The 23,063-nt window shown below is 69.3% G+C and carries 28 protein-coding genes; 5 read left to right on the forward strand and 23 right to left on the reverse strand.

Annotation, left to right across the window (positions count from 1 at the left end; genetic code table 11):
* Positions 1-3: 3 nt before the first annotated feature.
* The 13 genes from fliP to OM513_RS02115 form a co-directional block, all read right to left on the reverse strand.
* Entirely contained in the window at positions 4-864 is an 861-nt protein-coding gene (gene fliP, locus OM513_RS02055) for a flagellar type III secretion system pore protein FliP (protein ID WP_380916242.1), read from the reverse strand.
* Positions 861-1,112, reverse strand: coding sequence for a flagellar biosynthetic protein FliO (locus OM513_RS02060; protein ID WP_264942480.1), 252 nt, complete (start codon positions 1,110-1,112; stop codon positions 861-863). Before OM513_RS02060 ends, fliP begins: the two co-directional genes overlap by 4 nt.
* Positions 1,112-1,411, reverse strand: a complete 300-nt coding sequence (gene fliN / locus OM513_RS02065) for a flagellar motor switch protein FliN (protein ID WP_264942481.1) — start codon at positions 1,409-1,411, stop codon at positions 1,112-1,114. Before fliN ends, OM513_RS02060 begins: the two co-directional genes overlap by 1 nt.
* A complete protein-coding gene (locus OM513_RS02070; protein ID WP_264942482.1) occupies positions 1,408-2,235 on the reverse strand; it encodes a flagellar motor switch protein FliM in 828 nt (275 codons plus the stop codon). The genes fliN and OM513_RS02070 overlap by 4 nt, the downstream gene beginning before the upstream one ends.
* A gap of 126 nt (positions 2,236-2,361) precedes the next feature.
* Positions 2,362-3,003 carry a flagellar basal body-associated FliL family protein gene (locus tag OM513_RS02075; RefSeq protein WP_264942483.1) on the reverse strand — a complete coding sequence of 214 codons (642 nt, stop codon included), beginning with the start codon at positions 3,001-3,003 and terminating at the stop codon, positions 2,362-2,364.
* Positions 3,004-3,020: 17 nt separating this feature from the next.
* Positions 3,021-4,343 carry a flagellar hook-length control protein FliK gene (locus OM513_RS02080; protein ID WP_264942484.1) on the reverse strand — a complete coding sequence of 441 codons (1,323 nt, stop codon included), beginning with the start codon at positions 4,341-4,343 and terminating at the stop codon, positions 3,021-3,023.
* A 32-nt stretch (positions 4,344-4,375) separates the two neighbouring features.
* Positions 4,376-4,792 carry a hypothetical protein gene (locus OM513_RS02085; RefSeq protein ID WP_264942485.1) on the reverse strand — a complete coding sequence of 139 codons (417 nt, stop codon included), beginning with the start codon at positions 4,790-4,792 and terminating at the stop codon, positions 4,376-4,378.
* A gap of 138 nt (positions 4,793-4,930) precedes the next feature.
* Positions 4,931-6,259 (reverse strand): FliI/YscN family ATPase, encoded by a 1,329-nt coding sequence (locus tag OM513_RS02090; RefSeq protein WP_264942486.1) that lies wholly within the window; start codon positions 6,257-6,259, stop codon positions 4,931-4,933.
* On the reverse strand, positions 6,253-6,981 hold the full coding sequence (locus tag OM513_RS02095) for a FliH/SctL family protein (RefSeq protein WP_264942487.1): 729 nt from the start codon (positions 6,979-6,981) through the stop codon (positions 6,253-6,255). The genes OM513_RS02090 and OM513_RS02095 overlap by 7 nt, the downstream gene beginning before the upstream one ends.
* Complete coding sequence (gene fliG, locus OM513_RS02100) at positions 6,974-7,984, reverse strand: flagellar motor switch protein FliG (RefSeq protein WP_264943013.1); 1,011 nt, start codon at positions 7,982-7,984, stop codon at positions 6,974-6,976. The genes OM513_RS02095 and fliG overlap by 8 nt, the downstream gene beginning before the upstream one ends.
* 2 nt (positions 7,985-7,986) lie before the next feature.
* Positions 7,987-9,696 (reverse strand): flagellar basal-body MS-ring/collar protein FliF, encoded by a 1,710-nt coding sequence (gene fliF / locus OM513_RS02105; RefSeq protein ID WP_264942488.1) that lies wholly within the window; start codon positions 9,694-9,696, stop codon positions 7,987-7,989.
* Positions 9,697-9,700: 4 nt separating this feature from the next.
* On the reverse strand, positions 9,701-10,057 hold the full coding sequence (gene fliE / locus OM513_RS02110; protein WP_264942489.1) for a flagellar hook-basal body complex protein FliE: 357 nt from the start codon (positions 10,055-10,057) through the stop codon (positions 9,701-9,703).
* Positions 10,054-11,298, reverse strand: coding sequence for a sigma-54 interaction domain-containing protein (locus tag OM513_RS02115; RefSeq protein WP_264942490.1), 1,245 nt, complete (start codon positions 11,296-11,298; stop codon positions 10,054-10,056). The genes fliE and OM513_RS02115 overlap by 4 nt, the downstream gene beginning before the upstream one ends.
* 248 nt (positions 11,299-11,546) lie before the next feature.
* On the opposite strand from OM513_RS02115, the gene OM513_RS02120 reads away from it, so the two are divergent.
* Positions 11,547-12,365, forward strand: a complete 819-nt coding sequence (locus OM513_RS02120; RefSeq protein WP_264942491.1) for a flagellin N-terminal helical domain-containing protein — start codon at positions 11,547-11,549, stop codon at positions 12,363-12,365.
* A gap of 300 nt (positions 12,366-12,665) precedes the next feature.
* Here OM513_RS02120 and OM513_RS02125 read toward each other — a convergent pair whose 3' ends face one another.
* From OM513_RS02125 to OM513_RS02170, 10 genes are all read right to left on the reverse strand, one after another.
* A complete protein-coding gene (locus tag OM513_RS02125; RefSeq protein WP_264943014.1) occupies positions 12,666-13,019 on the reverse strand; it encodes a YbaN family protein in 354 nt (117 codons plus the stop codon).
* Between the two features lie 224 nt (positions 13,020-13,243).
* The gene (locus tag OM513_RS02130; protein ID WP_264942492.1) at positions 13,244-13,585 is read right to left on the reverse strand and encodes a ubiquitin family protein; all 342 of its coding nucleotides are present in this window, start codon (positions 13,583-13,585) and stop codon (positions 13,244-13,246) included.
* A gap of 144 nt (positions 13,586-13,729) precedes the next feature.
* Positions 13,730-14,497: a sigma-70 family RNA polymerase sigma factor gene (locus tag OM513_RS02135; RefSeq protein ID WP_264942493.1), complete on the reverse strand. Its 768-nt coding sequence runs from the start codon at positions 14,495-14,497 to the stop codon at positions 13,730-13,732.
* Positions 14,494-16,575 carry a flagellar biosynthesis protein FlhA gene (gene flhA / locus OM513_RS02140; RefSeq protein WP_264942494.1) on the reverse strand — a complete coding sequence of 694 codons (2,082 nt, stop codon included), beginning with the start codon at positions 16,573-16,575 and terminating at the stop codon, positions 14,494-14,496. The genes OM513_RS02135 and flhA overlap by 4 nt, the downstream gene beginning before the upstream one ends.
* A 3-nt stretch (positions 16,576-16,578) precedes the next feature.
* On the reverse strand, positions 16,579-17,490 hold the full coding sequence (locus OM513_RS02145; RefSeq protein ID WP_264942495.1) for a lytic transglycosylase domain-containing protein: 912 nt from the start codon (positions 17,488-17,490) through the stop codon (positions 16,579-16,581).
* Between the two features lie 110 nt (positions 17,491-17,600).
* Positions 17,601-17,909, reverse strand: coding sequence for a flagellar protein FlgN (locus tag OM513_RS02150; RefSeq protein WP_264942496.1), 309 nt, complete (start codon positions 17,907-17,909; stop codon positions 17,601-17,603).
* Positions 17,896-18,192 carry a flagellar biosynthesis anti-sigma factor FlgM gene (gene flgM, locus OM513_RS02155; RefSeq protein ID WP_264942497.1) on the reverse strand — a complete coding sequence of 99 codons (297 nt, stop codon included), beginning with the start codon at positions 18,190-18,192 and terminating at the stop codon, positions 17,896-17,898. The genes OM513_RS02150 and flgM overlap by 14 nt, the downstream gene beginning before the upstream one ends.
* A 71-nt stretch (positions 18,193-18,263) precedes the next feature.
* On the reverse strand, positions 18,264-18,818 hold the full coding sequence (locus tag OM513_RS02160) for a flagella basal body P-ring formation protein FlgA (protein ID WP_264942498.1): 555 nt from the start codon (positions 18,816-18,818) through the stop codon (positions 18,264-18,266).
* A 68-nt stretch (positions 18,819-18,886) separates the two neighbouring features.
* Positions 18,887-19,393, reverse strand: coding sequence for a flagellar motor protein MotB (locus OM513_RS02165; protein ID WP_264942499.1), 507 nt, complete (start codon positions 19,391-19,393; stop codon positions 18,887-18,889).
* On the reverse strand, positions 19,390-20,052 hold the full coding sequence (locus OM513_RS02170) for a motility protein A (RefSeq protein WP_264942500.1): 663 nt from the start codon (positions 20,050-20,052) through the stop codon (positions 19,390-19,392). Before OM513_RS02170 ends, OM513_RS02165 begins: the two co-directional genes overlap by 4 nt.
* Positions 20,053-20,264: 212 nt before the next feature.
* Between OM513_RS02170 and flgB the strand changes: the two genes are divergently transcribed.
* From flgB to OM513_RS02190, 4 genes are read left to right on the forward strand one after another with little or no spacing between them, the layout of a single operon-like run.
* Positions 20,265-20,618: a flagellar basal body rod protein FlgB gene (gene flgB / locus OM513_RS02175; RefSeq protein WP_264942501.1), complete on the forward strand. Its 354-nt coding sequence runs from the start codon at positions 20,265-20,267 to the stop codon at positions 20,616-20,618.
* A 2-nt stretch (positions 20,619-20,620) separates the two neighbouring features.
* A complete protein-coding gene (gene flgC, locus OM513_RS02180) occupies positions 20,621-21,031 on the forward strand; it encodes a flagellar basal body rod protein FlgC (protein WP_264942502.1) in 411 nt (136 codons plus the stop codon).
* Positions 21,032-21,033: 2 nt separating this feature from the next.
* Entirely contained in the window at positions 21,034-21,720 is a 687-nt protein-coding gene (locus OM513_RS02185) for a flagellar hook assembly protein FlgD (RefSeq protein ID WP_319951591.1), read from the forward strand.
* A gap of 23 nt (positions 21,721-21,743) precedes the next feature.
* Positions 21,744-23,048, forward strand: a complete 1,305-nt coding sequence (locus OM513_RS02190) for a flagellar hook protein FlgE (protein ID WP_264942503.1) — start codon at positions 21,744-21,746, stop codon at positions 23,046-23,048.
* Positions 23,049-23,063 lie beyond the last annotated feature (15 nt).

The raw sequence follows: 23,063 nt of genomic DNA on the forward strand, positions 1-23,063 counted from the left end.
GCGTCACGTCACAAAGCTGGAGGCGAGGCTGCCCATCGTCAGCGCCCATCCGTCGACGAGCACGAACAACAGCAGCTTGAAGGGGAGCGAGATGATGGTGGGCGACATCATCATCATGCCCAGGCTCATCAGCACCGTCGCAACCACCAGATCGATGACGATGAAGGGCAGGAAGATCAGGAAGCCGATCTGGAACGCGGTCTTCAGCTCGCTCGTCACAAAGGCCGGGAGCAGTACCGAATAGGGCGTGTCCTTGGGCTCGGCGATCGGGCCGGTCTTCGCCATGTCGGCGAACATCTTCAGGTCCTTCGACCGGGTCTGCTTCAGCATGAAGGCGTGCAGCGGGCGGCCGGCCTGCTTTATCATCTCGGTCGCGCCGATCTTGTTCTCGGCATAGGGCTGGATCGCGTTGGCGTTCATGTCGGTGATCACCGGCGCCATCACGAAGAAGCTGAGGAACAGCGACAGCCCGATCAGCACCTGGTTGGGCGGCGATTGCTGCAATCCCAGCGCCTGGCGCAGCACCGCCAGCACGATGATGATCCGGGTGAAGCTGGTCATCATCAGCAGGATGCCCGGCAGCACCGTGAGCAGGCCCATGATGATGAGGACCTGGAGCGACAGGCTGAGCGGGGCATCGCCGCCGCCCAGATCGCCCAATGCGCGATCGATCGCGTCGCCCGCGCCCGGCACGGCGGGCACGGACTGCGCCGCCTGGGCCGCCGGAGCGGCGGCGGGCGCGGCACCGGCGCCCTGCGCCAGCACCGGGAAGGCGAACAGCAGCGCGAAGGCCAGCAGGCCGATCAGCAGCGCCATGCGCCCGCCGAACAGGCGGCGCCCGCTGGGAACCATGGCGCGCATCATCCCCCCGCCTTGTCGACGAGCGTAACGCCGGTGCGGCTGACCGATACGAGCAGGCGGCGGCCCTCGAAATCGATCACCGCCAGGCGCAGGCCGGGGGAGAGCATCATCGTCTCCTTCACCTGCACCATCCGCTCGCCCTGGTTCTTCGGCAGCCGCGCCTCAAGCTTGCGCCAGGCATAGAGGCAGCCGATCAGCAGGCCGCAGACGAGCGGCAGCAGGATCACCAGCTTGAGGATGTAGGACCACATCATTTCGCGGCGGTCCGCTTGTCGGGGCTCACCAGCTCGGTAAGGCGCACGCCGAACTTGTCGCCCACGGTCACCACCTCGCCGCGGCCGATCAGCGTGCCGTTGACGAACACGTCGAGCAGCTCGTTGGCGTCGCGGTCCAGCTCGATCACGCTTGCCTCGCCCAGCGCGAGCAGCTCGCGCAGCGTGAGGCGGGTCGAGCCGATCTCGACCGTCAGCTTGACGTCGACGTCCTGAAGCAGCCGGAAGTTGGCGGCCACCGCGGCGTCCACGGGGAATCCTCCGGTCATGTCGTTCATTTCAGATCCTCAGCATCCAGGGGTTCGAGCGATGTCAGGCGGACGGCCGCGCGGCCGTTTGCGGTGCCCACCAGGCCGGTGCCCAGCCGCCGCTGGGCGACCATCACCGGAACCTCGGGGCCGAATTCGATCGGGATCACGTCACCGGCCTTCAGGTCGAGCAGGCGGCCGAGCGAGACCACCGGCTCGGCCAGCACCGAACGGACCGGGAAGGTGACGCCCATCACGGCGCGGGTCAGGCCGCTGCGCCAGGCGGGCTCCACATCGGTGGAGGAATCATGGACCTTGGCGGTGAGCGAGGCGGCGTGCGGCTTCAGTGCGGACACGGGGTAGACGATGTCCACCCACACCGGCTTCTGCTCGCCCTGCGCCACGCCGAAGCGGGTGACGACCACCGGCTCGTCGCCGCCGGCCTCGGGAACATTGCCGGCATGGCCCTCGATCGCGCGGAAGGCGATGCGCGCGACGGGCTCCCAGGCGGAATCGAGCGGCGCCACGATCGCCTGGCCGATGCGCGCGACCAGCGTTTCCGCGGCCGGGGTGAATTCGGCGGGCAGCGGCTGCGGGGCTTCCCCCTCGCCGCCGAAGAAACAGTCGAGCAGCTCGAACACATGGCGCCCGTCGAGCACCACATGCGCGCGTGCGCGTGCGCTGCCGGCGGCCAGCGGCTGCCAGGCGGTCAGGGCGTTGCCGCGCTCCGCGCGATAGTCGGCGAAGCGCTGCACCGCCACGGGCTCCGCCCAGCAGCGCAGCGGCCGCCGCGCGAGACCTTCGAACACGACCCGGAGCGCCTTGGCGAGCCGCGCGGAAAGATGCTGCAGCACGACGAGGTCGCCGAACGGATTGAGGTTCGGCGCGGCGCCAAGCGCCGGTGCGTGATCCGCACTGACACGTGGGCGCTCGCGCCGTTCCGCAACCGCAGATTCTGAAGGGCCGTTAACCATGCCCGTTCACTGAACGATGAAATTGGTAAAATAGACGTTACTAACGCCCCCGAATCCTTCCTTTTCCTTCAAAACCTCGTTGATCGCCTTCACCAGGCGCTCCTGCATGGCCTTCTTGCCGTCGGGGTTGAAAACCTCGTCCTCGCCGGTCTGGCTGAGCGCGAGCAGGATCGCGGAGCGAATCGCGATCTCATGGGTCTTGATGTTCTCGAGGACGCGGTCGTCATAATGGGTCTCGACCGCGATGCCGACCTGCACGAAATGGACGCTGTCCTGCAGGTTGGAGGTGAACTCCTTCTCGAGCGGATAATAGGCGGAGGCATATTCGTCGCCGCCCTCGCCCTCGGGCGTCGGCTTGCCGTGGCGTTCGGCCGAATCGCCGCCCTCGCCATGGCCGCCGCCCTCGCCGCCCTTTACCGAGGCGCGCTTCTCCTCGCTCTTGGGAACGAGCTTGGGCTTGTCGGCGTCGGCATGGTCGCCGCCCGCCGGCTTGGCGCTGAACCAGCCCGCGTTCATCGCATAGAGCGCGCCGCCGACGCCGCCGCCCACCGCCACCAGCGGCAGCACGACGAACAGCAGCAGCTTCTTCATTAGCCCGCCCTTTTTCTTCTTCTTGCCGGGGCCGGAATCTCCGGTGATGTCTTCCATGACGGTCTCCTCAGGTCTCACGCGATACGTTGGTCGGATTCATCCGCGGCGGCGCCGTCGGCGCGGGCCGGCGGCGGGGCGGAGGGAAGCTGCTGGGCGCGCGGCGCCGGATCCTGGCGCTGGCCGCCCTGGCCCGCCGTGCCGGCATCGACCGAGCTGCCCGCGAGCCGCAGGCCGCGCGCCTCGGCAAGCTCGGCCAGGCGCGGCTGCGCCTCGCTGATCATGCTGCGCGTGGCGGCCGAATCGGCGGCGAAGTGGACGTGGAGCGCATCGCCTTCGCGGCGGATCGAAACATCGACGGTGCCGAGCGCGTCGGGCGCCAGGCGGATGTTCGCCTCACGCAGCCCGGCGGCGTCGCGCAGCGCCTCAATCCGCTCCACCATCGCGCCGATCCACTCATGGCGGCGCATGTCCAGCACCGGCTGCTGCACTTCCTGAACCCCCGGCGTCAGCGGCGTGCGCGGCGCATCGGGCGTCAGCGTGCCCGAGACGATCCCCAGCGCGGCGTCACGCGCAAGCGCGGCGGGGCGGCGGGCCGTGGCCGGCGCAAGGGCATCGGCAAGCTGCGGCGCAAGCGTGAAGGACAAGGCGGCGGGCGCAACCTGTTCGGCGGGAACGGCGCGCGGAGCGACTGCGGGGACCGCGGCCAACGCAGTGCCCCCGGCATGGGTGGCTGCGGCATGCGCAAAGGCAATGCGCGCGGGCACGGTGGCTTCGGAACCCGCCTCGTCCGCCTGGAGAACGGCGCGCGGCGCAAAGCCGGGCGCCCTGGCGGCGGGTGCGACAGCGGGCAGCCCGGCGAGATCGGACAGCACCGCCGCGGCCTCCGCCTGCGGAGCGGCAGCATCGGGCTGCACAGGAACCGCAGGTGCCGTACCCGCGGCAGCGCCGGCGGCATCGGCCGGCGCGATCACCTGACCGGCTAGGCGCAGCGCCTCGACCAGTTCGGAGTCGGCGGCGGACGGACCCGCGAGCGGCACCATCATCCGCGCGGCGGCGTTGGCGGGAGCGCCCTGGACCGGAACCGGATTCTCCATCACCGGCAGCGGCGCGGCGAACCAGGCGAACGCGGGATCAGCATCCTCCTCGGCCGTTTCGGCGTCGTCTTCGCCTGGCGCACCTTCCGCAGTGGCAAGCGGCAATTCCTTGCCGCCCCCGGCAACGGATTGCCGCCCGTCGCCCCCCGCGACGGGCGGCTCCGGCGCGTCGGCGGTGCCGGCGCGCGGAAGCTGGATCGATGTGAGCGCGAGCGAGAACAGCGCCGCGCCTGCCGCTGCGGGCGCGGCGGGGCGCGCACCGGCGGAGACCGGGACCGAAATCGCTGGCGAAACCTGGGTCAAGTCATGCACTCCGGAAGCTTCTCAGCCCGGCATCAGCAAAGATCGTGCCGATTCCTGCCACTGGGCGGCAATTCCTCGAGCGCGCGGAGCGCCTTCAGCGCCGCCTCCGCATGTTCGCGCGCGATCAGCTTTTCGATTGCCGACTGATCGCGCTTCGCCTCGCGGGTCGCGGCCTGAGCGGCGCTGAGCCCCTCGGAAGCCACCGCAACACGACGATCCGCGGCAAAGGCCGATTGCTGGAGACGTTCGCGATAATGCGCCGCGGCGATCAGGCTGGTCGCCAGCCCCTGCGATTCGGCGGGCGCGACATTGGCGGAGAGCTGGGCGATGCGCGTGCGCAGCTCCTCTTCCTTGATCACGCGGGCGCGGGCCTCCGCCTCCTGCGCGCGGACCTGGCCGAGCTGGAGCGTGCGGACGCGCAACAGGCGATCGAGCTTGCGGGCCTTCATCGCACCTCATCCGCGGCGGAGTCGATGCGCGGACGGCGCGTTGCGGTACCAGCCCGCTCCCCCACCCCGCCACCCAAGGTCCCTATGCTGTGGGTGGCCGGTTGGGGGAGCGGGCTGGTGCCGCCTCGAAATACGCCTTTACGCATCGCCGAACACACCGGTCAGCTCGGCGACGGACTCGTCCAGCGAGATGACCTGATTGGCGTCCTGGCGGATATATTCCATCACGGCGGGGTGATAGGCGATCGCGGCATCGATCTCCGGATCTGCGCCGGGGCGATAGGCGCCCATCAGCACCAGATCGCGATTCTCCTCATAGGTCGCGAGATGGCGCCGCAGCACGCGCGCGGCATGGATATGCGCGGGCTCGGCGATATCGGTCATCACGCGGCTGACCGACGGCCCCAGATCGATCGCGGGGTACACGCCACGCTCTGCAAGCTGGCGGTTGAGCACGATATGGCCGTCCAGGATCGAACGGGCGCTGTCGACCACGGGATCGTTGCCGTCGTCGCCGTCCGCCAGCACGGTATAGATGGCGGTGATCGAGCCGCCGGAGGTGACGCAGGTGCCCGCGCGCTCGATCAGGCTGGGCAGCATCGCGATGGCCGAGGGCGGATAGCCGCGCGCCGAGGCCGGCTCGCCCAGCGCCAGCCCGATCTCGCGCCCCGCATGGGCAACGCGCGTCAGGCTGTCCATGATCAGCAGCACCTTCTTGCCTTCGGCGCGGAACGCCTCGGCGATGGCGGTGGCACGCAGCGCGCCACGGATGCGCAGCACGGGCGAGTGATTGGCCGGAACCGCGACCACCACCGATCGCGCGCGCGCATCGCCGGTAACCTTGGTCTCCAAAAAGTCCGCCACCTCACGGCTGCGCTCGCCGATCAGGCCGACGACGACCACGTCCGCCTGCGCCGCGCGCACGATCATGCCGAGCAACACCGATTTGCCGACGCCCGATCCGGCCATGATGCCGACGCGCTGGCCCTGGCCGATGGTGAGCAGCCCGTTGATCGCGCGCACCCCGACATCGAGCGGCTGGAGCACACGGCCGCGATCGAGCGGATTCTGGAGCTTGCCGGCGAGCGGCCATTTGCCCGCGCCGCGGATCGGACCGAGACCGTCGATCGGCTTGCCTGCGCCGTCCACGACGCGGCCGAGCAGCGCCGCGCCCACCTCCGCCTCACCGGGAGCCCCGATCGGGCGGACGGGCGCATTGGGGAGCAGCGCGGCCGGTCCGCCCAGGTTCATCAGCAGCGTGCGCCCGGAGCGGAATCCGATCACCTCGGCCTCGACGCGCCCGTCGCCGCTTCCGATCGCGCAGACGGTGCCGACCGGCAGCGAAAGGCCGATCGCCTCCATCAGCAGCCCGTCATAGGAGGCCAGGCGGCCGGATACCTTGGGCCGCGGGGCGAAATCGCCGCAGGCCAGGCCCTCGATATAGTCGGCGGTGAAATCGTTCAGCATGCGGGCGGGATCGGCACGCGATCGATCGCCTGGGCGAGCTGCTCGAGCCACAGCTCCGGCCCGTCCTCGACGATGGTGGAGGCGCTCTCGATCACGAACGCACCGCGCGCGAGATTCGGATCGCCGACCCCGAACAGCCGTTCGGGGAGCTTGCCTTCCAGCAGCGCCAGATCGTCGGGATGCAGCCGGATCATTGCCGATTCGGCCGAATCGGCGAGCAGATCGATCGCCGCGCCGATGCGGTTCGCCAGCACATCGGGCGCGATGCCGATCTCGCCGACCAGCCGGGTGACGAGATGCAGCACTGTCTGGCGCAGATGGCCCGCCATCCGATCACGATCGAAATGTGCGCCTGCGGCCAGCGCCAGCGACACCTGATCGAGCAGCGCGGCTTCGCGGGCACGGGCGTCGTCGAGCTCGGCCAGCGCGGCGGCGCGGCCCTCGGCCACGCCTGCGGAATGCGCGGCGGCGATGGGATCGACGAAGGCGCCCATGTTCGCGGGCGGCAGATCGGGCGCGAACGGGTCCCAGCCGGCGGTGGGGTTCGCCTCCGGATCGGCGGGGGAGAAGTGGCGCGGGGTGCCCGCGCTCTCGGTGAACTCGCGGCGGCCGATGCGATCGACGTCGGCGGGCGAGAAGCCGCCCGGATCCTGGAACGCGCGCTGGAGAACATCCGCCGCAGCGCGATGGCGCGATGCGAAGCCCGGTAGGAAATCAGACATAGTCGTCGTCGCCGCCCTTGCCCGGCATGATCAGCGTGCCGTCCTTGATCAGGCCGCGCGCAATGGCGATCATCACCTTCTGCGATTCGAGCACTTCGGCCAGCTTCATCGGGCCGCGCGATTCCATTTCGTCGCGGATACCGTCGGCGGCGCGGCTGGACATGCAACCCAGGAAGCGGTTGCGCGCCTCCTCCTCGACGCCCTTCAGCGACTTGACCAGTACATCGGTGTCGACGTTACGGATCAGCGTGGAGAGATTCTTGTCGTCCATCTCCAACAGGTTGTCGAAGACGAACATCGCCTCCTCGATCTCCTTGGCGACCTGGCGATCGATCTTGGCGAGCTTGGGCATCACGCGCGCCTCGGTGGTCTTGCGCGCGCCCTGGAGGATCTTCGCCGCCTCGCGCGTGCCGCCGAGCTGGATGCCGCCGGTCTTCTTCGCCGCACCGCCGCCGCCGCGATTGGCGAAGAGCTGGCGCAGCGCATCGAGCGCCTCGGCCGGGACCGGACCCAGCGTGGCGACGCGGCGCAGCACCTGCGGCTGGATCGCCTCGGGCAGATGTTCGAATACCTGGGCCGCGATATCGGGATCGAGGTTGGCGAGCAGCACGGCCGCGATCTGCGGATGCTCGTTCTCCACCATCGCCGCGATTTCGGCGGGCTCATACCATTGGAGCATCTCCAGCCCGCTCGAGGCCTTGGCGGGCATGATCCGCGCCAGCACGCTCTCGGCCCGGTCGGCGCCCAGAGCGCGCGTCATCATCCCCTCGATCTGGGGACCCGGATCGAAGCTGACGCCGTTGCGCGCACGCGCCTTGAACGTGAAATCGTCGAGCACCTGCTCGACCTCCGCCTCGCTGACGTCGGCGACGGTGAACATCGCGCGGCCAAGCTGGCGCACCTCCTCGGGATCGAGCTTCTGGAGGATGGCCGCGGCCTCCTCCTCGCCGACGAGCATCATCAGCACCGCGGCGCGCTCGACGCCGGTGAAGCTGCGGACCATGTTCACTGGCCCTCGGCCTTGATCATGTCGCGCACGGCCAGCGCGGCACGGGCGGGATTGTCGCGGGTGAAGCCGCGGACCAGGCCGACGCGCTCCTCATAGCTGTGCGAGGGATTGTCGAGCATGTCGACGGAGACCGCCGGCATCGCGGGCGCGCCTTCGCCGTCGCCCTGCCCGCCCGGCCCCATGCCATGGCCGCCGATCGGCAGCGCCGGGCGGTTCGCGGCGGGCTCCTCGCGGCGCTTCATCAGCGCCTTGGCGAGCGGACGCACGCCCAGGAACAGCACCAGCAGCGCGATCAGCAGCGCGGTGGCGTTGCGCGCGGCCATCGGCACCCAGCTCGCTTCGTACCAGGCGGGCGCCTCGGTCTGCGATCCGGGGGCGGCCGGATTGAACTTGCGGCTGATCACCGTCACCTGATCCTGACGCGCGGCGTCATAGCCGACGGCGGCCTGGACCAGGCTGGTGATCTGGTCGATCTCCACCTTGCCACGCGGCTTGCCATTCTCCTCGCGCAGCAGCACCGCGACCGACAGGCGCTTCACGCGGCCCGGCATCTGGCGGGTGACGGACACTTCCTTGCCCATGTCATAGCTGCGGGCGAAGCTGTCGCTCTGCTTCACCGGAGGCGCGGCAGCGGCGGCGGCCGGCGCGGCGCCGGGGGCACCCGGAGCACCAGCGGCGGCCGCCTGGGCCGGATCCTGGTTCGGCTGGGTCAGCGCGGCGGCCGGCGGCGGCGTGTTCGAAAGCGCGCCGGGGATGCCGCCCGGGGCTGCGTTCGCGCCAGCGCCGGTCCAGTTGCCCTGCTCGGCACGGACGACGGCGTTTTCCTTGTCATAGGCTTCGCGCGTGGCCTGGCTCTCGTCCAGATCGACGTCGGCCTGCACCTCGGCGGTGAAATTGCCCGCGCCCACCAGCGGGGTGAGCAACTGGTTGAGCTGCTCGCGGAACTTGTCCTCCAGCCGCTTCTGGAAATCGATGCGCGCGTTGCCACCGCTGCCGTCGGCGCCGTTCGGGCCGGGCTTGCTGAGCAGCGCGCCCATCTGGTCGACGATGGTCACATTCTCCGGCGTCATGCCGGGGACCGAGGAGGCTACCAGGTTCACGATCGCGCGAATCTGGGAATCGCCCAGCGCGCGGCCGGGCTGAAGCTTCACGATGACGCTGGCCGAAGGTGCCGCCTTGTCGCGCACGAAGGCCGAGGCCTCCGGCGTGGCGAGGTGGACGCGAGCCTCGGCGACCGAATCGATCTCCTGGATCGAACGGGCCAGCTCGGTCTCGCGCGCCTGGCGCAGACGCTCGCCCTCCACGGCGCGGCTGACGCCCATGGGAAGCTGATCGAGGATCGCGTAACCGCCCGGCGCCGCCTTCGGCAGGTCCTGGCTGGCGAGCAGCATGCGCGCCTTGTGATACTGATCCTCGGCCACGGTAACCGATCCGGAGCCGTCGATCGCGTTGGAGATGCCCGCCGCGTCGAGCGCCTGGGTGACCGCCGCCTTGTCGCCATCGGCCAGATTGGTGAACAGCACGCGCTGCGGCGCGGTGGCCACGAACGACCATGCGAGCCAGCCCGCGGCGACGATCCCGACCAGGAACAGAAGCGGCAACGCCCGCCGGACGGCGGGCTGGGCGAACAGGTTTCCGGCCTGTTTGAGCGGAGCGGCGAGCGCCGCAACCGGCGATTCGGCGGAGGGAGTGAGTGCGTTGCTCATGGGATTACACCGGCATGCTCATGATGTCTTTGTACGCGGACAGCAGCTTGTTGCGGACCTGAAGGGTCGCCTCGAAGCCCACCGAAGCCTGCTGGCGGGCGAGCATCACCTTGGCGATGTCCACCGTCTCGCCGCGCTCATAGGCGGCGGAAAGCTGGCTGGCGGCCTGCTGGTTCTCGTTCACGGTGCGCAGCGCGGTCTGGAGCGTGGCGCTGAAGCTGTCGGGCTTCGCCTCGGTCGCCGCCGGCACAGGGGCCTGCTGCGCGCGGCTCAGCGCGGCGTTGCGCTCCAGGATCTGCGCACGCAGCGCCATCACCCGGTCGACGCCCATGGCGCCACCGATTCCGCCGACGCCGCTCATGCCGGTATCCTCTCGACGATCCGCTCACCCTGCTCGCGCGCCTTCGCCAGGCGATAGCGCAGCGTGCGTTCGGAGATGCCCAGGCGGCGCGCGGTCTCGATCCGGCTGCCGTTGCATTCGGCCAACGTGTCGCGGATCGCCTGGAATTCATGCATCTGCACGATGTTCGAAAGCGTGGCGGCCCCCTCCTGGCGGCGCTCCGGCGCACGATCGAAGATCAGGTGCTCCGGCTCGATCCGGTCGCCGCCGCACAGCAGCAGCGCGCGCTGGATCACATTCTCCAGCTCGCGGACATTGCCGGGCCAGGGATGCGAGATCAGCGCATCGGCCGCTTCCGCGGTGATCCAGGGCAGCGTGGCGCGGTTGCCCGCGTGGCGCAGCACCATCGCGGCGGCCAGCGCGGCTATGTCGCCGGTACGTTCGCACAGCGGCTTGGTGGCCAGCGGGAAAACCGACAGGCGGTAGTAAAGGTCGGCGCGGAACCGGCCGGCATCGACCTCGGCATGGAGATCGCGGTTCGCACAGGCGATCACGCGCACGTCCACCTTCTCCGGCACGGTGCCGCCGATCGGCACCACCTCGCGCTCCTGCAGCACGCGGAGCAGCTTGGCCTGGAGGTTGAGCGGCATCTCGGCGATCTCGTCGAGCAGCAGCGTGCCGCCGTCCGCAGCGCGGAAGAAGCCCTGGCCGCCGGAGGAGGCGCCGGTGAAGGCGCCCTTCTGGTGGCCGAACAGCATCGCTTCCAGCATCGTTTCGGGCAGCGCCGCGCAGTTGATCGCGACGAAGGGGCCGTCCTTGCGCGAGGAACCCATATGGATCGCGCGCGCCAGCACCTCCTTGCCGGTGCCGGTGGGGCCGTTGATCAGGACGGTGATGTCCGAAGCGGCGACGCGCTCCGAAAGCGCCAGCAGCGCCAGGCTCTCGGGATCGGCGGCGACCGGGGCGTTGACGCCGCGCACGATCGCGCTGGCGAAGCCGATGCCGATGCCGCAATCCTCGCTGTCATAGCTCAGGCGGGCGGGGTTGCCGTCGCGAAAGGGGATCGCCTCGCACTTGCCCGATCCGACGATCAGCGTGCGGGCAGGCGCCGGCGGGATCTCGCCCTCGGCCACCAGGAACAGGTCGCCCGGCGCGGGACGCGCGTCTTCGGCGGTCGCGACGTCGAAGCCCTGCGCCCGCAGCGCGGAAACCAGCGCGTATTTGGTCCTCAGCACGGCGGCCGAGGGAAGGATCGATGGCATAATTCCCCCCACTGACCCCGGTTTCATGGGGGATTATTGGTTAACGCCGGGTAAAATTCGGGGGCTCCGTGTCACTACCTACGCTCCAAACGTCCGGGCGCCTACGCGCGCGCGAGGGATGGGCGACGACCCGATATGGCGATTTTTTTGCTTAATCCCCGCGGATGGCGGCCGTTCAGTGGCTTGGCAGCTCGGAGCTCCCGCTTGGGGGGTGCGCGGGAAGCCAGGTCTGAATGGAGTAGAATACCATGACTGTTATCGGCACCAACACCGCTTCGCTCCGCGCCGCCAACGCATCGGCCGCGGCCCAGAAGTCCCTGAGCACCGCGATGGAGCGGCTGTCGACGGGCAAGCGCATCAACAGCGCGCGTGACGACGCCGCCGGCCTCGCCATCGCTTCTTCGATGACCGCGACGATCACCGGCATGAACCAGTCGATCCGCAACGCCAACGACGGCATCTCGATGGCGCAGACGGCGGAAGGCGCGCTGGGCGAAGTGACCAACATGCTGCAGCGCATCCGCGAGCTGGCTGTCCAGTCGAGCTCGGGCAGCTATTCGGACGACGACCGCACCAACCTGCAGGCGGAAGTCACCGAGCTGACCGGCCAGATCTCGGACATCCTGAGCAACACCAAGTTCAACGGCGCCGCGCTGTTCGACGGCTCGGCCGGTGACTCGGGCGACGTGACGATCCAGGTCGGCTCGAGCTCGGACGACACCGTGACGCTGTCGCTCGCCGAGATCGACCTCGAAGATGCGATCGACGTGGACATCTCCGACGCCGGGGACGCCGCCGACGCGCTCGAGACGCTCGACGACGCCCTGAAGACGGTGAACGAGACCCGCGCGACGCTGGGTGCGACCCAGAGCCGCCTGGAGTCGGTGGTCAACAACCTGACCACCAATGTCGCCAACCTGACCGATGCGCGCAGCCGCATCGAGGACACCGACTATTCCGCGGAAACCGCGGCGCTCGCCAAGGCCCAGATCCTGAGCCAGGCGTCGACCGCGATGCTGGCGCAGGCCAACCAGAGCCAGCAGGGCGTTCTGTCGCTCCTCCGCTAAGCGTGAGCCGGTCGGGGTGTCACCCCCCTGACAGGCACCACGGCCGGTCACCCCTCGAAGTACTGAGGGGGCGCATGGGAGCCCCGGTGGTTTCGGCCACCGGGGCTTTCCTTTTGCGCGTTAGAGTCTGTCCGCCTTTGGCGGAATCGGCACCGGCCCGCTCCCCCACCCGGCCACCCACAGAATAGACTGCCGTTGGGTGGCCGGGTGGGGGAGCGGGCGGAGCAGCCCAAGGTTCCGGCGATGCGCAGCATCGTTGGAAAGGTTGCGGAGGGCGGTGCCGCCTGAACAGGACAGACTCTAATCCTCGGGCCGTGTCCAGATCCAGGTGCCGCCGATCGCCGCCGCGGCCACCGTCACCAGCGACCAGGGGAAGGCGGCGAAGGCCAGCGCGGCGATCACGCTCATCGCGAACGCAACGCTCGCCGCCAGCTTGCCCCGGCGGCTGATCGCGCCATGCGCGCGCCAGCGCCGGATATGCGCGCCGAAACGCGGATCCTCCAGCAGCCTGCGCTCCAGCGCGGGGCTGGAGCGCGCGAAGCACCAGGCGGCCAGGATTACGAACGGCACCGTGGGCAGCAGCGGCAGGAACGCACCGATCGCGCCGAGCCCCAGCGACACGAAGCCTCCCGCTAGATACAGGCGGCGCGCGATCGGATTGCGTGACATGTTCCACGGCGCTCCGCTAGGGCGGGTTCAGGCGCTCCACCGCCACAGCCGGGCATCCCCGGCATCGTCAGGAAGCTCCCCCGCGCCATAGCGTGCATCGGGCGCCGCGGGCAACGCGGCTTCCCATTGCCCCCGCGCGATGACGGCCAGCAGGATCGAACCGGGTGCGCGGCGCGTCTCGCAAGCGCGAGGCGCGCGCAGGCGAAAGCTCAGCCGCCGCGCAGGCGCAGCACGAGATGGAGGGTGGATTCCCCCTGGATGTTGTAATCGGCCAGCGTGCGATTGTCCTCAAGCTGCTTGCCGGCGAAGATCAGGCGCTGCTGATCGGGCGGAATGCCTTCCTTGTCCTGGATCATGGCCTTCACATTCTCGATCGTGTCGGAAGGGTCGACGTCCAGCGTGACCGTCTTTCCGGTCAGCGTCTTGACGAAGATCTGCATGCCGGAGCCCTGCGCCAGCACCGGCCCCGGCACGGCCAGCGCCGCGCCGCCGGCCACGGTCATCATCGCCGCCGCCACCGCGAGCGACAAACGGGTACGCCTGATGGTCATGCAACCTCTCCACGCCAAGTCGATGGGGTCTGGCTAGCGCCCCGGGCCGCACCGGGTCAACGCGACGAACGTACAGGGGACGGGAAGCGCCCCCCGGCACCCCCCGCCCCCATCGATAGAGCTGGCCGCCCCCGGGCGGCCAGCTCATCCCAATCGCTTGTGCAGCGCCTTCTTCAGGTGCGCGTGCGCGCTCGCCTTGATCTGGCATATGCGCGCGGCGCCCACCCCCAGCACCTGGCCGATCTCCTCCAGATTGAGCTCCTCCACATAATAGAGCTGGATCACCATCTGCTCGCGCTCGGGCAGTTCCGATATCGCCGCGATCAGCGCCTCGCGCTGGTCGCTCTCGGCAAGCTGCTCGAACGGATCGGGATCGTCGGACATGAACCAGGGCGATTCGTCCGAATACATCTCATCGATCGAATCGAAGCGCACCGCCTCCGCGCTCGCATATTCGGCCCGCAGCTTCTCCACCGTGACGCCCAGCTTCGCCGCGACCTGCGTGTCGTCCGGCGGCTTGCCCAGTTCGCCGGTGAGCGCGGACACGGTTTCCTGATATTCGCGCCGCCGCCGCATCGCGCCGCGGGTGATCGTCGCCTGGCGCCTGAGCTCGTCGATCATCGCGCCACGCACGCGCGTGGCCAGATACTGCTCGAACGTGACCTGGCCGCGATCCTCGAAATTATTCGCGGCCTCGATCAGCGCGACCAGCCCGACCTGCACCAGATCCTCGACCTCGATCAGCGAGCTCATCGAGCCATGGATGTGCCAGGCGATGCGCCGCACGAGCGGCAGATGCTTGCGCACCAGCCCCTCTGCCTCGCGCGCGCGCGTGCGCGCGGGAGCATAAGTAAGTGGCGGTTCGGCGGGCACGGCCCCGCGAAAGGCGTTCTTGCCGGGAAGCTCGGTCATGCCGGCAACGCCTCCGGCGCGCCGATCACGGCCACCACCTCGACGGCCTTGTCCTCGGGAACCTCAAAGAAGCTCATCACCGGCGTGTCGGGCAGCACGGTCTTGACCAGCTTGCGGATCGCGACGCGGATCGAGGGCTGGACGACCAGCGCGAACGGCTTGGCTTCCGCCACCAGCGGCTGCGCGGCGCGCTGGAGCGCGTCGGCGATGCGGCGGCCCAGATCGGGCTCGATCGTGTGGCGGCGCGACGGATCGGAACGGACCGCCTGGCCGAGCAGCGCCTCCAGATGGCCTTCCAGCGTCATCACGCGCAGCGGCTCTCGCACGCCGCACAGGCGCTGGATGATCAGCGGGCCAAGCTCGGGCCGGATCAGCTCCAGAATCTCGTCCGGATCGAGCGTGCGCTGGGCGGCGACCGCGATCGCGGCGGCGATGCGGCGGAACTCGCGCAGCGGGATGCTCTCCGCCAGCAGGCCGCGCAGAACCTGGGTGAGCGTGGTGAGCGGCACCGGCTGGGGCGAGAGCGCGGCGACGAGCTGGGCCGCGCGCTCCTTGAGCCCGTCGAGCAGCGACTGCACCTCGTCCGGACCCAGCAGGTCGGCGGAGTTCTGGACCAGACACTGGTTCAGGTGGGTGGCTATCACCGTGCCCGGATCGACCACCAGATAGCCCGCGCCGGTCGCCTCATCGGCGTCGGCGGCGGAGATCCACACCGCGTCGAGGCCGAAGGTCGGGTCCTTCACGCCCTTGCCGCGCAGGCGGCCCGCAGCCTGGCCGGTGTCGAGCGCCAGCATTTCGTCGGGCGAGACCTGGTCCTCGCCCACCACTACGCCGCCGATAACGACGCGATAGGTGAAGGGCGGGAGGTTGATGTCGTCGCGCACGCGCACCTGCGGCACGACGAAGCCGAGCTCCTTGGAGAGCTGGCGCCGCACGCCGGTGATGCGGCCCATCAGCGGCCCGCCGCGCCGTTCGTCGACCAGCGGCACCAGGCCATAGCCGATGTCGAGCATCACCTGCATGTTGTCGGTCACCTCTTCCCAGCCGATGCGCGAGGGATCTGCGGGCTCGGGCGCGGGTTCGGGCGGCGGCGGCAGGTTGGCGACCTTGTGCAGGCGCCACGCCGCCAGGCCCGCGACGGCCGCGGCCGGCAGGATCACGAAATGCGGCATGCCCGGCATCACGCCCAGCAGCGCCAGGATGCCGGCCACCGGCGTCCAGGTCTTGTGGCTGCCGAACTGGCTGCCGATCTGGCCGGTCAGGTCGTGCTGCGAATTGACGCGGGTAACGATCGCGGCCGCGGCGATCGACAGCAGCAGCGCGGGAATCTGCGCCACCAGCGCGTCGCCGACGGCGAGCTGGATATAGGTGGTGGCCGCATCGCCCAGCGACATGGCGTGGCTGACCGGCCCCAGGATCAGGCCGCCGACGATGTTGATCGCCAGGATCAGCAGGCCGGCGACGGCATCGCCCTTCACGAACTTCGACGAACCGTCCATCGATCCGTAGAAATCGGCCTCGGTCGAAACCTCGGCGCGGCGCGCGCGCGCCTCGTCCGGAGTGATCAGGCCAGCGTTCAGATCGGCGTCGATCGCCATCTGCTTGCCGGGCAGCGCATCCAGGGTGAAGCGCGCCGAAACCTCGGACACGCGGCCCGCGCCCTTGGTGACGACGATCATGTTGATGATCACCAGGATCGCGAACACCAACAGGCCGACGACATAGTCGCCGCCGATCAGGAAGGTGCCGAACGCCTCGATCACATGGCCGGCGGCGCTGGTACCTTCATGTCCGTGGCCCAGCACGACGCGCGTCGACGCGACATTCAGGCCCAGCCGGAACAGCGTGGCGAACAGCAGCACCGTGGGGAAGGCGGAGAAGTCCAGCGGCTTCTGCGCGTTCAGCGCGACCATCAGCACGGCCAGGCTGATCATGATGTTCATGATGAAGAAGATGTCGAGCAGCGCCGAAGGCACCGGCACGACCATCAGCGCCACCAGCATCAGGATCGCCAGCGGCAGCGCGAAACTTCTTACCATCGGCCCGATACGATCGGCCGAGAACGCCAGTCCGTTCATCCGTTACGCCCCCAGGCTCGCGAGCATCAGATATGCGAGCTTTGCCGTCTCCGGCGTCGGCCGGAGCGGATTCACCGGCTCACGCAGCGTGCCGAGGTTGGCGAGCGTGGTGTGGATCCACGCCCCGTCGCTCTGCTGCGTGGCCCCGTTGCCGAGCACGATCTCGCCGTCGCCGCCGAGCAGTTGCAGCCATTCGGGCGGCAACGGCTCCACCTTGGGCGCGGCGGCCTCGGGCAGCGCGAAGGTCTCGACCCCGGAAGACGCGACCGCCGTCGACGGCGCGGTGCCGCCGGCGGCGACGGCGCCGCGATCGATCTTGCGCGACATCATGTCATAGACCTGCTGCAACGTGCGCGGCTGGCCCTTGGAGTTATAGAAGATGCTGCGGTTCGCCGCCGCCGCCGCGGGGAACAGCCCCGCCGCCGCGCGATCCGGATTGCGGTCCATCGCGCTCAGAAAGGTGCGCGCGCCGCCCAGGCCGAGGAAATGGGCCATGTAGAGGTCGCCCGCGCCGATATCGCGGCCGAGCGAGGCCTGGAGCGCGTCCTTGTTGTCCGAGGCATGTTCGGCGGCCATCATGGCGGCGGCGGCGGGATCGGTGCGCAGGTCCAGGATCGCGCGGCGCACGCCGGGATCGGAGACGACATAGCGGCCGCTGGAATTCTGGCGGATCGAGTCCGCGGCCCAACCCAGCCCATGTTCGGCGCCATGGCGCTTCACCACGCCCAACCAGCTCTGCTCGATGAACTGATAGAGCCCGGTCGCGGTCGAGCCCTGTGCCCGGATCGTCGGCTGCAACCCGCTCTCGGACTGCGCCTGGCCGAGCAGATAGTTGAAGTCGATGCCGGTCTTGCGGCTCGCGGCCGCTATCGCGGTGCGGACGCTGGCGGTGTTGGCGACTGAGTTTACGCCCATCGATCCCAAATCCGATTGCCCTAAATCATGGGCATATCAGCAAGGATCGTGCCAGTTTTTCGCCTCGTGGAACGGCCGCGCGCATCGTGCGGCGGCCCTCTCCCGTCGCGTCAGGCGTAGGCACCCGCCGGGGAATAGGCGGCGGCGCCGATGCCGGAAAGCGCCTGCAGGCGGCGGCGGACATTTGCCGCCATCAGGTTCACGTAAATGCGGCAGGTCTCGTTCAGGCGGTGCGCTTCGCCCGCCAGCTCGCGGATCGCCGGAGTCATCGGCTCGTCCTCATGCCGGGCGACCGCATCGATACCGGCCAGCTTGGCCTGCGTCGCCGCCTCCAGCGCGCCGACGTCGTTGGCCTTGAGCGCCGCGATCTCGGCGTGGAGCGCCTCGATCACGCTTACCAGTGCATCATGCCGCGTCATTGGGATTCCAGTTCATGCGGAAGGCCAGCAGCCGATCGGCCACGGTGGCGGGAACGATGGGGAAGCTGCCGTCCTCGATCGCCTTGCGGATGCGGGCGACGCGATCGGCGTCGACGGGCGCGGAGGACGAAAGGCTGCGCGCAACCTCGCCCGCCGCCGGCTTGGCGACGGAGGCGGCTACCGCAGCGGCCGGGGCCGTCGCCTGGGGTGCCGATACGGTGCCGGCCTGCACCAGCCGGCGGTCGGCGACCGCGGCGGGCTTGAAGCCAATGGGATCCACCATGTTCGCAATCCTCACTGTGTTCCCCGACAATCTCTAGAACGGCGGCCTGCGCCAAAGTTTAAGAAAAAATATCACTCGCCCCAGCCGGGCAACGTGGCCCGGCCGGCCTCGACGACAACCACCTGAATCGGCGGCTTTTTATCGTCGACCTTGACCTGTATCCGGCCGCCCGCCGGGGCATCGGACATCGCCATTCCCTGGCGCGTGATCGAAAAACCGGGCGCGCCGACCTCGATCGTCACCGTATCGCCGCGGCGGACGACGACTTCCGGTTTGGGCGGCGGCGCGGGGCGCTCGACGCGCACCGGCGCTGGGGCCGGAGCGATAGGCGCGACCACCGCCGGCCGCGGCTTCGGCGCCGCCTTCACGGAGACGTAGATCTTCCATTCGGGCGCCATGCAGCGCACCATCACCGCATCCCGATCCTCGCCGAACCAGGAAAGCTGCGGCGCGGCGCAGGCGGCCAGCTTCAGCCGCGGGTCTACGGGCAAGCGGGCGCCGCCCTCCTCGCCGATGCCGTGGCCGGTGAACTGGGCGACGATCATGTCGAGCACCCGGGTGGACTGGAACGGCTCCGGCGCGGCGGCGGCGGGGGCCGCGGCGGCGAGGGCAACGAACAACAGCATCTTCTTCTCCCATGCGGAAGGGGTGGGGCGGCAACCCGGCATTGCCGGGCGGCAAGTTCTTGCCGGGGTCATTTCCGTTCCCCGACGAAGCCGGCCGTGATCACCGCGCGGCGCTGGCCGGTGGCGGTGCCGATCTCGATACGCCCGGGCGCAGCGGCCCCCGCCCCGACCAGCGCGGCGGCGACGGCGCGGGCGCGGTCCGCGGCCAGGATCGGGCCGCTGCCGGTGGCGGGATCGACATCGGCGGTGGTGCCATCGACCTCGCCAACGATGCGCAGGCGCGTGCGGGGATCGCGCGCCGCCTCCCGCGCCCAGGTGATCGCGCTGGCGGCATCGGCGACGCGCGCCGATCCGGGGGCGAAGCCGGTGACGGTGGCAAGCTCCAGCGGCATCGCCGGCGCCGCCGCCTCGCGCGCGCCGAAGCCGGAGCGGAAGGCCTCCGCCAGCTTGGCCGGATCGGTCGTCTTGTTGATCTGCAGGAACACGAAGAAGCCGACGAGGAGCAGCGAAAGATCCGCCAGCGTCGTCAGCCACAGCGGGCGCGCGTTGCGCCGGATATCGAAATCCCAGTTCATGCGACTGCCTCCATCATCTCACGCGGGACGGCGGGTTCGAGCGCCGCCAGCGCCATAAGCGGCCGTTCCAGCCGCGCACGTTCCTCGGCCTCGCGCCGGGCCTGGCGCTGGAGCCGTGCTGCAACCGGCATCGCCACCAGCGTCGCCAGCACGGCGCCATAGAGCGTGGTGAGCAGCGCCACCGCCATCGCCCCGCCGATCGCGCCGGGATCACGCATGGAAGTGAACATCTGGACCAGGCCGATCAGCGTGCCGACCATGCCCATCGAAGGGGCGATGTCGGCCGCGCCGGCCCACATCTCTATCGCGGCGCGATGCCGTTCGGTGCGCGCGGCCTGGCGATGGCGGAACACGCCCAGCGGATCGCCGCCATCCACGATCGCGGCGATCGTCGCCGAAACGTCCGGATCGGCGATCACCGCGCGATCCAGTCGGGTGATGCCGTGGCGGCGGGCGATGCGCGTCAGCGACAGGATCTGCGCCACCAGCGGATCTGCATCGAAGCCGCGCCGGAACAGCAGGCGGAGCGCCGAGAGGCCCCGCCCCACGTCGCGCAACGGCGTGCGCAGCACCACGGCAACGGCGGTGCCGCCACCCACGATGGTGAGCGCCAGCGGATCGAGGAAGGGCCCCAGCCCGGGAAAGCCTGCGATGTCCATGCGCTCGCGGCTGCAAATACCGCGCCAGTTTCCGGTGCGCGCGCCGCCAGCAACGCCCCGCGAACGGCCCGGCAGCCGGTTGCCGGTGTGGCGGCAAGATCTTGCCGCCCGTGCCGCTGCCGGGCGCCCGGGGGATGCCTGCCCGAGCCTGTGGATAAGTTGGCACGGCATTTGCTGGAAACGCCCGTGAACTTTTGCGCGGGAGGCGTGAGATGGCGAACGAGGGACTATTCGGGGTGCATGGCGCTGCACTGTCCGTGCGCTCACAGCGCATGGGCGTGCTGGCGTCGAACATCGCCAACGCCTCGACGCCCGGCTACAAGGCGAAGGACATCGACTTCCGCTCGGCGCTGAACGCGATCGGGGCGCCCGGCGGCAATGTCGACAGCGCGATCGAGGGCGCAACGCTCTATCGCGTGCCGCTCCAGCTCAGCCAGGACGGGAACACCGTCGAGCTTTCCACCGAGCAGACGGCCTTCGCCGAAAACGCGGTCGCCTATCAGACGACGCTCGCGTTCCTGAACGGCCGCATCTCCACCATCACGCGCGCGCTCAAGGGAGAATGAGCATGGGTGACCAGCCCCTTTCGATCTTTCAGGTCTCCGGGCGCGCGATGAGCGCGCAGCTTGTGCGCATGAACACCACCGCGTCGAACCTGGCCAACGCCGGCACCGTCGCGTCGAGCCCCAACGCCGCATATCGCACGATGAAGCCGGTGTTCCGCACCCAGTTCGACGAGGCGAGCGGCATGGCCACCGTCAACGTCGAAAGCGTCGTCACCGCCGGTTCCGATCCGGTGAAGCGCTACGACCCCGGCAATCCCATGGCCGACAAGGACGGCAACGTCTGGGAATCGGCGGTCGACGAGACCCGCGAGCTGGTCGACATGCTGGAGACCGCCCGCGCCTATCAAAACAATGTCGAAGTGATGCAGACGGCCAAGTCGCTGATCATCGACACCCTCAAGCTGGGACGCTGATCATGGCGAGCTTCGATTCCACACTGGCTTCGCTCGGCATCGGCCGCACCGGCGCCTCCACCGCGAACACGTCGACGCGCACCGATCCGACGGCGATGTCGCAGTCCGACTTCCTGACGCTGATGACCGCGCAGCTCAAGAACCAGGACCCGTTCGAGCCCGTCGACAACACCCAGATGGTCGCCCAGATGGCGCAGTTCTCGTCGCTGGCCGGGATCAGCGAGATGAACTCGACGCTGAAGGCGATTTCCGACCGGCTGAACGGCACGACGACCAGCGACATGATGTCCTGGGTCGGCCGCAGCGTGCTGACCGCGGGCGACACCGCCTATCCGCGCACCGACGGCGGGCTTTCCGGATCGATCGAGCTGGAAGGCGACGCGACCGACGTCAACGTCACCATCGAGAATGCCGACGGCGCCGTGCTGCGCACCGTATCGCTGGGCGCGCAGAGCCAGGGCAGCATCGATTTCGACTGGGACGGCACCACCGACAGCGGCGAGGCCGCCGGCAACGGGCCGTTCCGCATCCGCGTCGCGGCGCGCAACGCCGAAGGCGGCAGCGTCCAGGCCACACCGCTGGTGTGGGCGCCGGTCACCGCCGTTTCGCTCTCGTCTGCGGGCGAGCCCGTCCTCACCCTGCCCGGCATCGGCCAGGTCCCCGTTTCCTCGGTCCGCAAGGTCGGCTGAGGCGCATACCAGGAGTAACGACCATGTCCTTCTATACGTCTCTTTCCGGGCTCCAGGCCGCCCAGACCGACATGTCGACGATCTCGCACAACCTCGCGAACGTCGCCACCAACGGCTTCAAGCGCTCGACGACGATGTTCGCGGACGTGATCGCGTCCACGCGCGATTCGAACCCGAACCAGATGGTCGGCTCCGGCACTGTGGTGAAGTCGATCCGCCAGCAGTTCAGCCAGGGCGGCTATACCCAGTCGAGCTCGGCCCTTGATCTCGCGATCTCGGGCGACGGCTTCTTCGCGGTCCGCGCCGACACCGGCACGGCGGGCGTGATGTTCACCCGCAACGGCAGCTTCACCGTCGACAGCGAACGTTATGTCACCGATCAGCAGGGCAACAAGCTGCTCGTCTATCCGGTCGACGGATCGGGCGCGGTGGTGGCGACCGGCATCGATTCGGCCGAGGCGCTGCGCCTGCCGCAGACCAGCGGCACGCCGCAGGCGACGCGCAACGTCGCGCTTTCGCTCAACCTGTCGGCCAATTCGACGATCCCGGCCGATGCGGCGCGTTTCGAAAGCACGCCCTATGCCTTCGATCGCTTCGATCCGGGCACCTACAACCAGTCGGCCCAGACGACGATCTATGACGCCAACGGCAACGCGCTGACGATGACCAGCTATTTCGTACGCGAGACCGCACCGAGCGCCGGCGATCCGACCAGTAGCTGGAAGGTCTATTCCTTCGTCGGCGACCAGCAGCTCGACGCCGATACCGCCACCGCGGGCACCCAGCCGATCACGCTGGAATTCGACGCGACCGGCAAGCTGACCGCGCCGTCGGGCGGCACCACCTTTGGCGGCTTCCTGTCGCCCGGCGCCACCGCGGAGCAGGTGATCACGCTCGACTTCGGCACCCAGACCACCCAGGTCGGCTCACCCTTCAGCGTCAACAACCGCGCGCAGGACGGCGCCGCGGTGGGCCAGTTCGAGAGCGTGACCATCGGCGAGGACGGCATCGTGCGCGCCAGCTTCTCCAACGGCGACCTTCAGCCGCTGGGCAAGGTGATGCTGGCCAACTTCACCAACGCATCGGGCCTGCGCCAGCTCGGCAACTCTACCTGGGCGGCCACCGGCCTGTCGGGCGAGCCGCGGCTGGGCGAGCCGAACGCCAACGGCTTCGGCACGCTGATGTCGGGATCGGTCGAGCGCTCCAACGTGGACATCACCGAGGAACTGGTCGGCCTGATCGCGGCGCAGCGCAACTTCCAGGCGAACGCCAAGGCGCTCGATACCGCGAGCCAGATCTCGCAGACCATCTTCAACATCCGCAGCTAACGGCGGCGGACGCGG

The sequence above is a fragment of the Sphingomonas canadensis genome (assembly GCF_026013525.1).
Taxonomy (GTDB): Bacteria; Pseudomonadota; Alphaproteobacteria; order Sphingomonadales; family Sphingomonadaceae; genus Sphingomonas; species Sphingomonas canadensis.

Bases quoted from the DNA above. Each gene is read 5' to 3' on its own strand.
- OM513_RS02135 (WP_264942493.1), bottom strand. From the start codon at position 14,497: ATGACCGAGCTTCCCGGCAAGAACGCCTTTCGCGGGGCCGTGCCCGCC.
- OM513_RS02160 (WP_264942498.1), bottom strand. From the start codon at position 18,818: ATGCTGTTGTTCGTTGCCCTCGCCGCCGCGGCCCCCGCCGCCGCCGCG.
- OM513_RS02145 (WP_264942495.1), bottom strand. From the start codon at position 17,490: ATGGGCGTAAACTCAGTCGCCAACACCGCCAGCGTCCGCACCGCGATA.
- fliN (WP_264942481.1), bottom strand. From the start codon at position 1,411: ATGAACGACATGACCGGAGGATTCCCCGTGGACGCCGCGGTGGCCGCC.
- OM513_RS02190 (WP_264942503.1), top strand. From the start codon at position 21,744: ATGTCCTTCTATACGTCTCTTTCCGGGCTCCAGGCCGCCCAGACCGAC.
- flhA (WP_264942494.1), bottom strand. From the start codon at position 16,575: ATGAACGGACTGGCGTTCTCGGCCGATCGTATCGGGCCGATGGTAAGA.
- OM513_RS02130 (WP_264942492.1), bottom strand. From the start codon at position 13,585: ATGACCATCAGGCGTACCCGTTTGTCGCTCGCGGTGGCGGCGGCGATG.
- OM513_RS02060 (WP_264942480.1), bottom strand. From the start codon at position 1,112: ATGTGGTCCTACATCCTCAAGCTGGTGATCCTGCTGCCGCTCGTCTGC.
- fliE (WP_264942489.1), bottom strand. From the start codon at position 10,057: ATGAGCGGCGTCGGCGGAATCGGTGGCGCCATGGGCGTCGACCGGGTG.
- OM513_RS02170 (WP_264942500.1), bottom strand. From the start codon at position 20,052: ATGGACATCGCAGGCTTTCCCGGGCTGGGGCCCTTCCTCGATCCGCTG.
- OM513_RS02150 (WP_264942496.1), bottom strand. From the start codon at position 17,909: ATGACGCGGCATGATGCACTGGTAAGCGTGATCGAGGCGCTCCACGCC.
- OM513_RS02085 (WP_264942485.1), bottom strand. From the start codon at position 4,792: ATGAAGGCCCGCAAGCTCGATCGCCTGTTGCGCGTCCGCACGCTCCAG.
- flgM (WP_264942497.1), bottom strand. From the start codon at position 18,192: ATGGTGGATCCCATTGGCTTCAAGCCCGCCGCGGTCGCCGACCGCCGG.
- OM513_RS02075 (WP_264942483.1), bottom strand. From the start codon at position 3,003: ATGGAAGACATCACCGGAGATTCCGGCCCCGGCAAGAAGAAGAAAAAG.
- fliF (WP_264942488.1), bottom strand. From the start codon at position 9,696: ATGAGCAACGCACTCACTCCCTCCGCCGAATCGCCGGTTGCGGCGCTC.
- OM513_RS02165 (WP_264942499.1), bottom strand. From the start codon at position 19,393: ATGAACTGGGATTTCGATATCCGGCGCAACGCGCGCCCGCTGTGGCTG.
- flgB (WP_264942501.1), top strand. From the start codon at position 20,265: ATGGCGAACGAGGGACTATTCGGGGTGCATGGCGCTGCACTGTCCGTG.
- OM513_RS02120 (WP_264942491.1), top strand. From the start codon at position 11,547: ATGACTGTTATCGGCACCAACACCGCTTCGCTCCGCGCCGCCAACGCA.
- fliG (WP_264943013.1), bottom strand. From the start codon at position 7,984: ATGGTCCGCAGCTTCACCGGCGTCGAGCGCGCCGCGGTGCTGATGATG.
- flgC (WP_264942502.1), top strand. From the start codon at position 20,621: ATGGGTGACCAGCCCCTTTCGATCTTTCAGGTCTCCGGGCGCGCGATG.
- fliP (WP_380916242.1), bottom strand. From the start codon at position 864: ATGATGCGCGCCATGGTTCCCAGCGGGCGCCGCCTGTTCGGCGGGCGC.
- OM513_RS02090 (WP_264942486.1), bottom strand. From the start codon at position 6,259: ATGCTGAACGATTTCACCGCCGACTATATCGAGGGCCTGGCCTGCGGC.
- OM513_RS02095 (WP_264942487.1), bottom strand. From the start codon at position 6,981: ATGTCTGATTTCCTACCGGGCTTCGCATCGCGCCATCGCGCTGCGGCG.
- OM513_RS02185 (WP_319951591.1), top strand. From the start codon at position 21,034: ATGGCGAGCTTCGATTCCACACTGGCTTCGCTCGGCATCGGCCGCACC.
- OM513_RS02115 (WP_264942490.1), bottom strand. From the start codon at position 11,298: ATGCCATCGATCCTTCCCTCGGCCGCCGTGCTGAGGACCAAATACGCG.